The following is a 14,264-nucleotide window of genomic DNA, read 5'->3' as shown; positions in this document are numbered from 1 at the left end:
TACACTCTCCTTATTAACTCTTGTAGGTTATAAATTGAGTGTATCATGACATGTCTTTTTTTGGTGTCTCGCTTAATTATACAATCGGCGAAATTCTCCGAATAAGTCTGGTTTCCATGCATGAATCGCATGACGTTCTTTCTCAAATACCTTTTCTAGGTAGTTCATCGTTGTTTCAATTTTCTCATGGCCGAGGCTTCTCATAATGGCATAAATATCCACGTCATTGATTTTTGAAATGATTGAAAAGGCATGTCGAAAAATGTGTGGTGTAATATTCTTCGTTTAATCAGATAGATTCAGCTGCACATAAAATGTCAGACACTATGGCTGAGGTAATTAAGCCCTGAAGAATTGAAATGAAAATCTCATTAAAGGAACTTACCAAGAGAACGGAATCGCTATTGAAACCATATTTAAAATTGAGAAAGGTGTAAATACCGATAGTTTAACGCTTCTTTGTACGAAAATTTATTTGATGCTTTTGCGATGTCCATGGCAGACACCGTAAAAGCTTTATTTAACTACAGGTTGACATAGTCGAGAAGTAGATTACGATTTCATATATTTTTCTAAGTAGTTTTAGAAGATCAGTTTCTGTACAGTGAATAAAGGGTAAATGTATGTTAATTCCATCCGACTCATTTCCACACTTCGAAAACATGAATTATCGACCAATGATTCTCACGATATTAGCCAAAAATCGAGAGGAATTTGAAAATGGTAACTTCAAATTAAGCGTTCCATACTTGAAACTTATTGATCAATCTATGGCAGCCATTCAGGATGAATTGAAAGAATCGAAGGGAAATCTGCACATATGAATTAGATGAAGCTTGTATGTGGAATAATGGATGAAACTTTAGTATATATGTTTCTGTATCACAGCAGGGAAGAGCAACGCAGGTATCTTAACATACAGCTATAAAAACGGATTGAAGAGTTAATGGAACTTTTCCTGGGGTGTGTTGATAAAGAAATTTCGACACTAAGATCAGTTATGTGAAAAGGATGCGGAACAAAAAATAATCATCTCTTTTATGCAAGAAGTTACCTTTTATTATCGATTTGGATGGAGTCTAATGATTTGTGTATCTATTTTGAGTCGTTCTTTTGTAATATCGCCTGGTGGTAGAATCATAAGTTTATTATGAAAGCGTTCGTGATGGAAGACAAAATGCAAATATGAGCATAGCCGATATCAAGGCATAGAAAATAATACCGTCCATGCATCCATTCTTGCTTCCACACCTTTTGCATGGTGGCAGCACAAAATGGGCAAGCTGCCCCAATCATCCTTACGAATGTAATCTGGAAGGATGATTGGGGGGATTTGTGCTGGCTTTAATGCGATTTTCTCTGATTCATCTCCCCATGGCCTTGAATAGTGCGTATCCTAACTCAGTACGCGTCTCTTGTTTGAAATTCAAAGGTTTTTTTCATAATTGCTCAGCGCTATTTCTTCGTAAAGGGATGGAAGGCAAGTGATTATGGGGAACCCCGACTCCTCAAAAACTTTTAATCGTGAAAATGTATAAAGATTGTTGTGAATCAGGTAAAATGGAATCCACACATTTTCATAAAGGTTGTCTATATAAGAATTCCAGTTGCTAAACGAGAATGGAACGCTATCATCCACGACTATCCACAATTTGTCTAAATGTTTTAGGGAATCAATCGTGTCGTCAGTCATTTCCCCCTATGGCATATCGACTAACCTCACACCCGTGAACTTGGTAGCACTCATATAGGCATCCTGCGATGATTTGCACCATGAATAATACGGGTCGGTATCCAACGGAAGATACAAAACATCTCCAATCCGATGGATTTCTCAACTTTGTATGCAAGGCGGTTGTTCGCAGAATGCTGAGAAACTGGCACGTTCGGTGGGGAGCAGGGGAAAATCCGGAGGCAACTTCCGAGGTTTACCTATTGCTAACGATAGTTGAAAAGTGAATCAAATGTAAGTCTGTATTATAGTTAAAGAGTGGGTGATTATCCAATAAGTATGTTCTATTTTTATTAACGCAAACAAGGAAGATAAATCTGAACCGAGAAAAGTAGGGATGTCATGCCGTATTTAAAAGCTAAAGATGGTATATATATACATTATGAGTGTTATGGTGAAGGAGAGCCTTTAGTCTTTATTCATGGATTAGGTGCTTCATCTGATATGTATAAGCCACAAGTAGATTATTTTCAAGAACACTTCAAAATAATTCTAATTGATTTAAGAGGTAATGGGAAATCGGGTTTATTAGAATGTGATGTGGAAAGTGTTTTAAATAAACAAGCGGAAGATATTAAAGAGCTTTTGCGCTTTTTAGAAATCCGCTCAGCGATATTTATTGGTGTTTCATATGGTGGGGTTTTAATTCAACAGGTAGCAATCAAATTCCCGGAAATTGTTAAATCGCTTGTTATAGTCGACAGTTTTTGCGATACCTCAATTGATTCCTATCAAAAACTTTTTGCGATGGTAGGAGCCCATCAAACATGGATTTTACATGCACCCAAAAAGTGGTTAGCGAAATTAACGAAATCCTCTTATAAAAAATGGCCTAAAGCATGCAGGGAAATGGAGGGCATTATCCTTAATATGAGGACATATGAAACGAAACTCCAAAGGAAAGCAATAAATAGAATTAGATTTAATGAACAGTTATCAAAGGTTAAAATTCCTACACTCTGTTTAGTAGGTGACCATACTAAATTGGGTAAAAAAATGATGGAACAGGTATCAAGTTGCATTCAAAATTCAGAGCTGAAGGTAATCGAAAATTCTTTTGATCCTAGTAATCTTTGTCAGCCAAAGGTTTTTAATAAGATAGTTCATAAATTTATTTCTAATTCACTACAGATATTTACGATAAGGCCTATTTGAGTGAAGAAAAATAAGGCCCTTTCTTTAACAAACGGGCCAAACTGAAGATAGTAACTAGTAAGATACTTGATAGAAATTCTTCTTCTGCCAGGACTAAAGATAACAAAGGTGAACCCCATGATAAGATTGTTAGGTTAAATAATATAACATTATCCGCTCCAAGTTCTAGTAAATAAACGGTTTCTATATCACAATCTAAGAGAAACGTAATATCAAAGTGGTGACGATGACATATCGCCATGATGTTTGTAGATTCGCCAATTCTTTGACTATATTGCCACGTTGGAGCAAGGGCTAACGCTTATTGTTTAAATCTCGCGGAAACGACCGAGCGAGATGGCATCCATGTGTGAATATCTGAAAAGCTGCTGACAGATCCTGAAATACTATATTTATTTATCCTGCTCAAAGATGATCCAATAACTTGCAACACAACATAAAATGAGCCACCTAATCAATTTGAAAAATCGTCATAGTTGGATAATAGTCATGCGTGCCCAAAGGGTGCGCTTTTTTTATAGTTTGGGTTTATCCTTCATCGGTCATTAATTTGTTTATATGATCCTGATTAATTTGGAGCAATCTTTGTTTTAAAGAAGCGTTGACCATTTCTGACGTTCCTTTGCAAGTACCATTGTTTAAAACTTAAATATCATCTTTTTCACGTATCTAGCCCCTCAGTCTCTAACCGCGATATGAATTACTTTACGAAAGGTAATGTTAATACTTTTGTCAAGCGATTATTCCCTCACTGACTAATTCTAAACTGTAATTCTATCGGGGCTTACTCCCGGCAAGTCATCAGTCGTTGGTCTGACACACACTCTATTTAGGCGATAAAGGGTATTACTACAATTTCCTTATTACACCACTTGGGCTTTGGTTACTTTTACAGTATTTCGGTAGTTTTAAACTTTATTACCCTGCTATTGTTGCCTAACAGACTGCAATTTAAACACCTTTCTCACCGATAGACGCCTCAAGTAGAACTTGTCAAACGATGCACGCAACTCGGTGTAAAGTTGTGGTTTTCTAGATTCCAGGCCAGTAATTTTGTGTATCCTACATCTATATCTCACATGCCAGAAATTAAATAAAGAATAATGATGATGGTGTATTCTACTTACTGATGGTAATACATATGAAGAGTGGGACGTTCATGGGCAGTAATCATATTTAACATTGGAGGGTAAATTTGTAAAAGGTTAGTTTGAAAGTAATATACTAATAATCAATATTATTCAAAATGAATCACTTTTCATAATATTTTTCCAGGTATTTACTACTCTATTTTTGTTATTCTAACAATAGTTTATTTAATTGTGCTATTATCAATATTATAAGAAGTGTAAGGAAAGGAATCGAATGGATAATTATCCACAACTCGGCAAGGCATATTTTAGAAGGAATTTAACTCAAGTAATTATTACACGGTAGATACTTTTGCATTTTATCTTAGATGAAAGAAACAAAGTATTAGCACATAGTATTGCAAGTAGATAAGACGCTGTAAGCGTATATGGAATAATGCGCTATTGCTATGTGAGGCACGGGCTAGCAGATACAGCTCCTGCTTTACAGACCAGATAATCATATTCTTCGTTCATCATTTTATCTTCTCAATCACTAGCGTCGCATAAACTTGTCCTGCATTTTTAATTTTTATTTTTATAATTTCAAAAGAAACAACGGGAATACCAGAATAAAGGTAGCGAATATCCATCTTTTAACTAAAGCCATTGACTAGCGTATCAGAGACAAGTTAGTGCTGTTAGGGCACGCTTTTCCCTTGGATTTTTCTAATCCAAATATGTGCTGGCTTCCATAAAGCTGCTTTTAGATAACGACATATCTGTAGTTAGGTTCGTTTACTTTTGGTCTGTAGCTGCGCTAAAACATTTAAACAATACACGATCATGGCAAGATAAACTTGGTTATGTACGCTTCGCTGACTTTGTCCATAGAACTTTTTGATATTCAAATGCTGATTCATCCATTTGAAAAATAGTTCTATTGCCCAGCGGGATTTGTACAGTTCCGCGATTTCATCCGCAGGCAAATCAAATCGGTTTGTAATCAGATTTAGCTGAGTGCCTTTGGAATCTAACACTTTAAGAAGGCGAAAAGCGTTTTCTGTACGATTCTGCAAAGTGCCGATGATAACCATTTCGTCTGATTGCACCGTTGAGTTTTCTGGAAGTTCGAAGCTCTTGAGCGAGTGCACTACCGCATTCTTACGCAAGCGGGAGACGAAGAAATACCCCTCATCTGTCATACGATTGAATCGCAAATAATCCAGGTATCCACGGTCAAATACATACATGCATTCTTTATCGTCGACCAGTACTTCCAGCTGTCCTCGATCATGTTCCTTGGCATTGAAAAGTGTAATAAGAATTATCAATAAAATTGTGGGTTGTTATATTCATATTCTATAAGATTCAAGCACAATTTAAAAAATCAGATTTCGATTGGCATGACACTACAATAGGGGGATTATGAAGTGATATCTTTAAAAAATGTGAAGGTGCAATATCAAGTAGGCGAAGTAACAATCCAAGCGTTAAATGTAAATGAATTAACGATTCGGCAAGGAGAGTTCATCACTATTTTAGGGCCAAGCGGTTCGGGGAAAACCACACTACTTAATATAATCGGCGGACTGGATACTCCTACATCAGGAAGTGTTAATAGCTGTGATATGGAATTAGTAGACCTGAATGATAAGAAATTAACGGACTACAGAAAGGAAAAAATAGGTTTTGTTTTTCAATTCTTTAATCTAATTCCAACTCTTACAGCATATGAAAATATTAAAATGGGTGCTGAAATAGTAAAAAAACCTAGGGATATTCATGGTTTGCTAGAGATTGTTGGTCTATCTGACAGAAAGGAACACTTTCCAGCCCAGCTAAGTGGTGGACAACAACAACGTGTTTCCATTGCTAGGGCAGTTGCGAAGAATCCATCTATTCTATTATGTGATGAACCTACGGGAGCCTTAGACACGAAGTCAGGTAAACAGGTTTTAGAATTATTATATATGTTAGCTAAGAAGGAGAAGAAAACAGTCATTATTGTGACACATGATGAGGAGATAAGTGAAATATCAGATCGGACAATCTTTTTAAGAGATGGCGAAATCGTTGAAGATAAGATAAATATAACTCCAAAATCCCTAGCTGAGGTGTAATGAAATCATGTTAAACCGTAAACTGTTACGCGAGTGGAGACAGTTGTTTTGGCAAAGCTTACTAATTGTCGTTATCTCGACCATCGGAATTGGAATGTTTATAGCCTCTTATAAAGCATTTCTAAGCTTAGAGGACAGCTATGACTACACTTACAAAAAAATGAATTTTGCGGATCTGCAAATTAGCACAACTGAAGATCCTAGTTTAGAAATAAACAAAATTAAAAACATTGAGAATGTAGGGCATGCAGAGGCAAGGGAAATAGCTTCTGCAGCAGTGCTTATAGAAGATAAAAAAGACCTCGGAAAGATAGAAGCTAGAGTTGTTGCTATCGGTGATAACCAACAAATTAATAAAGTACAGCTTTTACAAGGGGAATATTTATCGGAACGAAAAGAATCCATATTGGTGGAAAGACATTTCGCTGATGCTCATAATATTAATCCAGGGGATCGACTAACACTTTCGGGTTTATCAGATACTCTAACCTTAGAGGTATCAGGGATAATAAGTTCACCGGAATATTTATGGGTAGCAAAGGACCGTTCCAATGTTATGCCATCGCCTAATGAATTTGGAGTATTCTTTGTGGAACAAGATGTACTCAATCAACTTGGACAGAGAATTTCATCTTATGATGTTGTTATTGACTCAGATGACGTAGAAGGTATTAAGGGTGAAGTACTTGAAGTATTGGGAAAATTTCAAGTGATTGATGTCATCGAGAAAGAAGAGCATATCTCTTATGAGCTATTAAAAATGGACTTGAAGGGTTTTCAGGAGTTAGCTTATCTTTTCCCAGTATTATTCCTTTCTATTTCAGGATTCATTATCTTTATTCTATTGACAAGGCTAGTAGATAAACAACGCCCAATTATTGGTACATTGAGATCGCTTGGGTATTCTAAAAGGCAAATTAAGTGGCATTACCTCCAGTTTTCACTAATATTGTCCGTTATTGGAGGAATTACAGGCACGATTGTTGGCTCCTTCTTAGGTGGGAAGGTTTATGAGATATATCGAGAGAGAATTGGATTACCTTTTAGTGTAGAAGAGGATTATTTGTATCTTTGGCTTATAGGTATTGTTTTTAGTGTTTCAATTGGAGCATTAGCGGGATATTTCCCTGCAAGAAAAGCGGCAAACTTACTACCAGTGGAAGCTATGAGAAACTCTCTGCCAACCAAGGATTCAAAGTTCTATAAATGGTTAATGAAAAGAATTGACCGATATATAAAACGCTTACCCATTACATTAATAATGCTAATCCGTAATATGATAAGAAACATTTTCAGGTATGGATTAGCAACGTTTGGCATCGCTATTTCAATAAGTCTTGTCTTTACAACATCCGGTTTATTGGATTCGGTAAAATATATGCTTAATCAACAATTTGACGTCGTGGAAAATTACGATTTATCTGTGGTCTTACAAGAACCGATAGAAGGAGAGAAATTCAAGGAGTCATTATTAGTTGATGGAGTGGAAAATACAGAGGGTGTTCTAGATATACCTGTTACTGTGTCTGTGGAAGGTAAAGCTATACAAACAATGCTTCGTGGAATGGAAAATGATCAAGATCAGTACAGGGTGTTTGAAAATATAAAGTGGTTAAATTTATCATCAGATGAAATAGATATTCCTAAAGATGGTGTTCTTATTTCAAAGAGTGTCCAAAGTAAATTAGGTATTAAAGCAGGAGATAAAATTTTGGTAACATCAGCCTTGCATAAAAAGGAGAGGTTGTACACTGTCAAAGGAATTATTAATCTCCCAGTAGGGTCAATCATTATACAAAATCTTTCTGAACTGAATAAAGATTTCATGGGAAGTTCAGAGCCTATGGTTAACAAAGCCTTAATGGAGGTATCTGGGAATAAAAAAGAGATAAAAGAGCAAATGAGTGAAATGGAAAATGTTATGACGGTTCACGATAACCGGGAAATGCGAACCCAATTAAATGATTTTATGGGGTTGTTTAATATTTTTATTTTAGTCATGTTTATTTTCGCGATTATTCTAGCGACCTCAATACTCTTTTCTGTTATTTTCATTAACGTTGTTGAAAGAAAGAATGAAATTGCTACTTTAAGAGCGTTTGGTTATTCCAAAAATCAAATCTTACGCATGTTTGCTATAGAACATAGTTTAATCGCGATTATAAGTGTCATTTTGGGAATTATCTTTGGAATAGAAGGGATGTTATCAATTTCCTTATTTTACAATAACGACATGCTTACGTTTCCGCTATACATTAATCCAATAAGCATACTCTTGACAATTATTCTCTTCGTAGTCGTTGTCATGATCGCCCAACTAGTCAGTCAACACGGTGTAAATAAAATTAATGTTGCTGATGCCATTAAAGTGATGGATCGCTAACGAAAAAGTAGAGGTGCATAGGTAAGATGAGGCTTAATGATAAAGTTATTATCATTACTGGTGGAAGTAGAGGGTTAGGAAAGGCAATGGCGCTAGGGTGTATTCGTGAGGGGGGAACGGTTATTATTACAGGCCGCAATATCTCTCCACCAGAGTGGATTGAAATGTATGATCATGCATTTTACTTTACGGTTGATGTGAAAGACCCGATTTCTACTAATAGATTAATAGAAAGTATTCTAATGGAATTTAATCAGATTGATGTCTTAATTAATAATGCTGGAATCAACAAAGACAGTTTACTTATAAACATGTCTTTGGATGATTGGAACGAGGTTTTACACACCAATTTAACTGGTCCATTTAATTGCATAAAATCAGTTCTTCCTTATTTTATTGAAATGAAAGTGGGCAAGATTATTAATATTTCATCGGCGGCAGCTACGCGTGTGAATATTGGACAAGCCAATTATTGCTCTTCGAAGGCGGGCCTTGAAATGTTAACAAAAGTATTAGCCATTGAACTCCCTCGTTATGGCAATATTACTGTTAATTGTATACAGCCGGGGGTATTTGAAGAAGGAATGGGGAAGAAATTAATGGAGAGCGAAAAAATCTGGGAGAAGTACAGGCAGCGACTTGCACTGGGAAGACCCGGGTATGGGGAAGAGTTAGCATCAAGTGTCGTATTCTTGGCGAGTGATGAAAGCAGTTATATAAATGGACATGTAATGGAAGTGAATGGAGGATTATTATGGGGATAAATGTAGCTAATAGAAAGATAGAAGTAGGAACCATGCCAGGGATGAATCAAGTAAACAGTGGTATTGTTGGATTTGGAGCGTACATTCCTGACCAAACTGTAACAAATCAAGATCTTGAGAATTGCTTAGATACAACAAAAGAATGGATAGCAGAGAAGACTGGAATATTTGAAAGAAGAGTACTAGATAGTGATAATGCCACCTCCTATATGTGTATAGAAGCCGCTAAAGAGGCTTTGAGAAACACAGGAATTTTAGCCAAAGATCTCGATGCCATCGTGATCACTACGTTTACTCCCGATTATATTTTACCTTCGACTGCTCTTATTGTGAAAGAAGCGATTGGTGCGGATAAAGCAATTCCCATTGACTTAAACCAAGTGGCGTGTGCTGGAACGTTGTATGGGATGGTAGTGGGACAGCACTTTCTAATGAACCCAAACCATAAGAATGTAATGGTTATTGGTGCTGAGACTATGTCGAGAATTACGAATCCACAAGACCGTTCTACCTATGTATTCTTTGGTGATGCGGCAGGGGCAATCATCTTAAGAAGAATGAAAAAGGGTGTGGAATCAGGAATATTAGGATGGGATATCCAATCAAAATTATCGATGGATGTACATGTACCTGCCGGTGGCTCTAAATATCCGATTAGTCAAGAACAACTTGAACAAGGACGACAATATCTGAACATGAATGGTAGGAGTGTTTGGGAAAATGCTACAACTAAGTTACCTGAATCAATACGAAGTCTTTTAGATAAGCATAAAGTCAATAAAAATGATGTTGATCTATTTTTATTACACCAGGCAAACTTAAACATTATTAAAGAATGTATGAGTCTTCTTGATATGCCAATGGAAAAAACATTTTGTAATGTTAATAAGTATGGAAATACAAGCGCTGCGACACTACCTGTTGTGTTAAATGACGCATATAATTCAGGTAAGATCAATCATGGGGATCTTCTCGTTTTTGCTACCATAGGTGCAGGTTATTTCTGGGGTTCGATGTTGGTTAAGTTTTCGGAAAATGCAGCAGATTTTGAATAAGGAGAATGAAGAAATGGACATGAACCGTTATGTACAAAGGGTAGGAATATTATCAACTGGAAAATATTTGCCGGAAAAGATTTTAACAAACTCCGAAATAGAAAAAATTGTAGATACTACAGATGAATGGATTCAAGAGAAGATTGGAATTAAAGAAAGAAGAATTGCAGCTGATGATGAAAATACGTCTGATATGGGAGTTAAGGCATTGCTTGACGCAGTAAATCGTGCCAATATTTCTTTGGATGAAATTGACTTAGTCGTTTCTGGATCAAACACTCCGGATCATTTGAGTCCACAATTGGCTTGCTTAATGATGAAAAAAGTTGGGATGACGGGAACTCCAGGATTTGATGTTAGATCTGGAGGATGTCCAGGTGGAGTTTTTGCTTTATCGGTCGGGGCGAGATTTATAGCTGATGGTACGTATAAAACCGTTGCAGTCGTAATTCCGGAATTAAATTCAAGAGTTGTAAATTGGAAAGATAGAAAAACCTGTGTCATTCTTGGGGATGGTGCAGGATGTTATATCCTTAGAGCAACGAAGAACGGATCAGGAATCTTACATACAACGCTAGGGTCAGAACCATCCGGATATTACTCTGCTTATGTGCCAGCGGGTGGGGATGCTCTCCGCTTAACAAAAGATAATGTAGACGAAGGCCTACAGTATTTTCATATGGATGGTAGAGCTGTATGGGACTTTGGAACATCGATAATTCCAAGAATGGCCAAAGAAATGTCTTCAGAACTTAATATGCAAATAAGTGATGTTGATTACTTTCTCACACATCAGGCAAATGCCAATATTATTCGAACGGGTCTTGAAAAGATAGGAGTCCCTTATGAGAAAGCTTTAGTAAATTTAGACCGATATGGGAATATGTCAGGCGCGTCTATGCCTGTAGCATTAACTGAAGCGCAAGATGAAGGGAAATTAAAACCAGGTGATCTTATTTATTTATTGGCTTTTGGAGCAGGACTATCATTTGGATCCATAGCAATAAGGTGGAGCGGCAAAGAAGACTTTAATTAATAAGAAGTCAGTAATTTTATCAATGAAATAAAAGGAAACACACTTGAAAAATGATTGGGGGATAATATATGAAAAGGCAAATAGCGGTTATTGGAATTGGATTAATGGGTCAAGGAATTGCACATTGTTTTGCTCGTTCGGGTTTTGATGTATTTACCGTAACAAGAAATGGTGAAAACAAGATGCAACCGTATCTTCAAAAGGAGTTGACGAGGAATCGTATAACACAAGCGCAGTACGATGCTTTGATTTCTAGAATCATTCCTTGTACATTAGAGGAATTCTCTGGGGATGTAGAATTAGTCATCGAAGCTGTTCATGAAGATAAGGATTTGAAGCAAGAGCTATTTAGAATTCTCGAACAAAAATGTTCACCTGAAACAGTTTTAGCATCTACAACTTCTACAATCCCTGTTGGTTATATCGCGCAAGCTGTTGAAAGAAAAGATCGAGTCGTGGGAATGCATTTTTGCTCTCCTGTTACACAAATGAAAATTGTTGAAGTGATTAAAGGTGTCGAGACAAGCCAAGAGACGATAGAAAAGGCGAAGGAATACAGTTTGATTATAGATAAGGAACCATTAGTTATTAAAGATTTCCCTGGGTTTGTTATAAGCCGTTTAGTTCAAGCAATTGTCAATGAAGCAGCCCTGATCTATATGCAAGGTGTGGCGGATGCAGAAACAATTGACCGAGCTGCACAAATAGGGATGAACTTACCAGTAGGCCCATTAAAACTAGCTGATTTAGTTGGTATTGATGTTGCTTTAAGAGGATTAGATTCAATGCGTGAAATGATGGGAGATGACCGCTATAATGCATGTCCTGTGATAAGACAGAAGGTATACGAGGGGCATATTGGACGAAAAGCTGGGAAGGGGTTCTATACATATAATGACTAACCAGCCAATTGGATTGAAGTCCGTGGGTGTCTATATCCCAACTGATACAAAAGATATTATTGTTGAAGATGAATATATACAGAAAATAACCAGGGCAACTAATAAATTGCCTACCTTTACTATGGCACATCATGCCTTCAATGATATGTATGAAAAGTCAAGTATCGATGGGCGGAAAGTAGATCAATTTATCTATATGAATGACTCTTTTGCTGATCATTTGTATTTGATGAATAGTAGAAGTGTTCTTAATCGAGTAGGTGTTGATCGCTGTTTAACTTATAACATGTATCAGGGAGGAAACTCTTCCTTACTAGGTTGTAAGTTTGCGGTTGATCATTTAAAAGTAGATGAGAATCTAAACCATTCTATTGTTGGTGCATGTAGTCATTGGGAGTACCATAGTGAAAATAGAAGACTAGGTGAAGCAGTATTGGGTGATGGTGCGGCAGTCGCACATTTTGAAAAAGGACATAGTGATTTTCAATTTATCTCCTTTGCATCAAAAACTATTGGGAAATATAATGATATCAATTATTTAGCTGTCGGTGGCTACAGACATCCTCTAATTGAAGAAAATATTAAAAATGGAGAGTTTGTTTTTAAGGTACATAACAAAAAGAACTATCGAGAGTTGTTGAGCAGAACAGCGGTATATTCATCAAATCTATTAACTCAAGCTATGGAAAAAGTAAATCTAACTGATCAAGATATCAAGTTATATGTCCTACACTCACATTCTCATACTCTTTCAAAACAATTCGTTAACCATCGAAATCTTTCAGATTCAAAGGTTTTAGAAACGGTAACTGATTATGGGTATATGGGTTCAGCGGGATTACTAATGGCTTTAGACAAAATGATGAAGGATAACCGTATTGATAAGGGTTCCTATGTAGCCGTAATACCAATGGGTGTGGATGGTAACTTTAGTTCTGCAATTGTAAAAGTATAATATGTGGAGTGATAATATGTCGATTGGAATAGCTTCCATTGGTCTTGCCCTTCCGGAAAACAAGGTACCTACAGTTGAAATAGCAGAGAAGGTTGGATTACCAAAGAAAACTTATGACAGATTAGAGTGTTATGAAATATGGCAAGCGGGCCCTGAAGAAGATCCTACGACGTTAGGCGTAAGAGCCGCGTGGAATGCATTAGAAGAGGCAGAAATTCCTCCGGAAAATATAGATTTAATCATTGCCAATTGTTGGAACGCAGAGTATCACATGTGGCAATTTTCAGGGAAAATCCAAGATGAAATTCAAGCAATTCATGCAACTACACTTGATCTATATGGTGGGTGTAATGCATTGGGATCGATGATTCATATCGCCTACGATCAACTGCGAGCTGATGAATCAATTAACTGTGTTTTGCTTGTTTGTTCCGAACAATTAAGTGGTGGTACTTTTCCACAATTTATTGGAGATGGTGCTTGTGCTATTGTTCTTAAACGCGGAGCTAACCAGTTAATATTAAAAGAGTTTGTTCAAATAACTGAAAAACTGCCCGAGCTTGGTTTGCTTGAAAAAGGTGGAACAAAACAACCTTTTCAACTGGACTCGGAATTTAAGGGGTCAATCTGGGAAAATGTTGAGTTTAATATGGATAAATTCAAAAAGGAAATTAAGCCCTTTATTTATTCAATGACTTCTAAGGCTTTGATTAATGCATGTGAAAGATATGGTTGTTCGGTAGAAGATTTAACAAAGATTTTTATGGTTCATCAACAAAAATACTTTTCAGTTGAATTAATGAAGTACCTTGGTCTTCCACCCGATAGAACACCTGCCCATTATATTGAGAAAGCAGGTCATTTTGGAGGTCATGATGTCCTAATAACTCTAAAATGGGCAATTGAAGACGGGCTAATTAAGAAAGGAGATTTATTGGGCTTTATTATTTTTGGCCAAATGGAATTCTACGGTTTTATTATTGAATATTAATTGACTCAACTTTCGCACCCAATAAAACAGCCTAATCAATTGACTGCACTAGCCTTGTAGTCAAACCAATAGGTCTGTTGACAATTTTACGACTAAAA

At 36.5% G+C, this 14,264-nt stretch carries 11 protein-coding genes and 1 pseudogene; 10 read left to right on the top strand and 2 right to left on the bottom strand.

Translation table 11 applies throughout. The annotated features are described in order from the left end of the window. Nucleotides 1-72 precede the first annotated feature (72 nt). Nucleotides 73-276 carry a tyrosine-type recombinase/integrase gene (locus H4683_RS20410; RefSeq protein WP_192600665.1) on the bottom strand — a complete coding sequence of 68 codons (204 nt, stop codon included), beginning with the start codon at nucleotides 274-276 and terminating at the stop codon, nucleotides 73-75. Nucleotides 277-623: 347 nt separating this feature from the next. Here H4683_RS20410 and H4683_RS22635 point away from each other — a divergent pair, with 347 nt between their 5' ends. Together H4683_RS22635 and H4683_RS20405 are read left to right on the top strand one after the other, a co-directional pair. Beyond that, on the top strand, nucleotides 624-824 hold the full coding sequence (locus H4683_RS22635; RefSeq protein ID WP_476715148.1) for a YhjD family protein: 201 nt from the start codon (nucleotides 624-626) through the stop codon (nucleotides 822-824). A 1,250-nt stretch (nucleotides 825-2,074) separates the two neighbouring features. Then, on the top strand, nucleotides 2,075-2,887 hold the full coding sequence (locus H4683_RS20405) for an alpha/beta fold hydrolase (RefSeq protein WP_192600664.1): 813 nt from the start codon (nucleotides 2,075-2,077) through the stop codon (nucleotides 2,885-2,887). A 1,771-nt stretch (nucleotides 2,888-4,658) separates the two neighbouring features. Here the strand turns inward: H4683_RS20405 and H4683_RS20400 are convergent. Next, nucleotides 4,659-5,297, bottom strand: a pseudogene (locus H4683_RS20400) (IS4 family transposase). A 93-nt stretch (nucleotides 5,298-5,390) separates the two neighbouring features. Here H4683_RS20400 and H4683_RS20395 point away from each other — a divergent pair. The 8 genes from H4683_RS20395 (at nucleotide 5,391) to H4683_RS20360 (ending at nucleotide 14,166) form a co-directional block, all read left to right on the top strand. After that, on the top strand, nucleotides 5,391-6,080 hold the full coding sequence (locus tag H4683_RS20395) for an ATP-binding cassette domain-containing protein (RefSeq protein WP_192600663.1): 690 nt from the start codon (nucleotides 5,391-5,393) through the stop codon (nucleotides 6,078-6,080). 7 nt (nucleotides 6,081-6,087) lie between these two features. Then, entirely contained in the window at nucleotides 6,088-8,463 is a 2,376-nt protein-coding gene (locus tag H4683_RS20390; RefSeq protein WP_192600662.1) for an ABC transporter permease, read from the top strand. Nucleotides 8,464-8,489: 26 nt separating this feature from the next. Then, the gene (locus H4683_RS20385) at nucleotides 8,490-9,227 is read left to right on the top strand and encodes an SDR family NAD(P)-dependent oxidoreductase (RefSeq protein ID WP_192600661.1); all 738 of its coding nucleotides are present in this window, start codon (nucleotides 8,490-8,492) and stop codon (nucleotides 9,225-9,227) included. Beyond that, nucleotides 9,218-10,282: a 3-oxoacyl-ACP synthase III family protein gene (locus H4683_RS20380; protein ID WP_192600660.1), complete on the top strand. Its 1,065-nt coding sequence runs from the start codon at nucleotides 9,218-9,220 to the stop codon at nucleotides 10,280-10,282. The genes H4683_RS20385 and H4683_RS20380 overlap by 10 nt, the downstream gene beginning before the upstream one ends. 13 nt (nucleotides 10,283-10,295) lie before the next feature. Continuing rightward, nucleotides 10,296-11,318 (top strand): 3-oxoacyl-ACP synthase III family protein, encoded by a 1,023-nt coding sequence (locus tag H4683_RS20375; RefSeq protein WP_192600659.1) that lies wholly within the window; start codon nucleotides 10,296-10,298, stop codon nucleotides 11,316-11,318. Nucleotides 11,319-11,386: 68 nt separating this feature from the next. Continuing rightward, on the top strand, nucleotides 11,387-12,220 hold the full coding sequence (locus tag H4683_RS20370) for a 3-hydroxyacyl-CoA dehydrogenase family protein (protein ID WP_192600658.1): 834 nt from the start codon (nucleotides 11,387-11,389) through the stop codon (nucleotides 12,218-12,220). Further along, nucleotides 12,213-13,175 (top strand): 3-oxoacyl-[acyl-carrier-protein] synthase III C-terminal domain-containing protein, encoded by a 963-nt coding sequence (locus tag H4683_RS20365; protein ID WP_192600657.1) that lies wholly within the window; start codon nucleotides 12,213-12,215, stop codon nucleotides 13,173-13,175. Before H4683_RS20370 ends, H4683_RS20365 begins: the two co-directional genes overlap by 8 nt. Nucleotides 13,176-13,191: 16 nt before the next feature. Next, nucleotides 13,192-14,166, top strand: coding sequence for a 3-oxoacyl-[acyl-carrier-protein] synthase III C-terminal domain-containing protein (locus H4683_RS20360; protein WP_192600656.1), 975 nt, complete (start codon nucleotides 13,192-13,194; stop codon nucleotides 14,164-14,166). Nucleotides 14,167-14,264 lie beyond the last annotated feature (98 nt).

The organism is Sporosarcina limicola, assembly GCF_014873855.1.
Classification (GTDB): domain Bacteria; phylum Bacillota; class Bacilli; order Bacillales_A; family Planococcaceae; genus Sporosarcina; species Sporosarcina limicola.
This window is presented reverse-complemented; position numbering and strand designations above follow the sequence as displayed.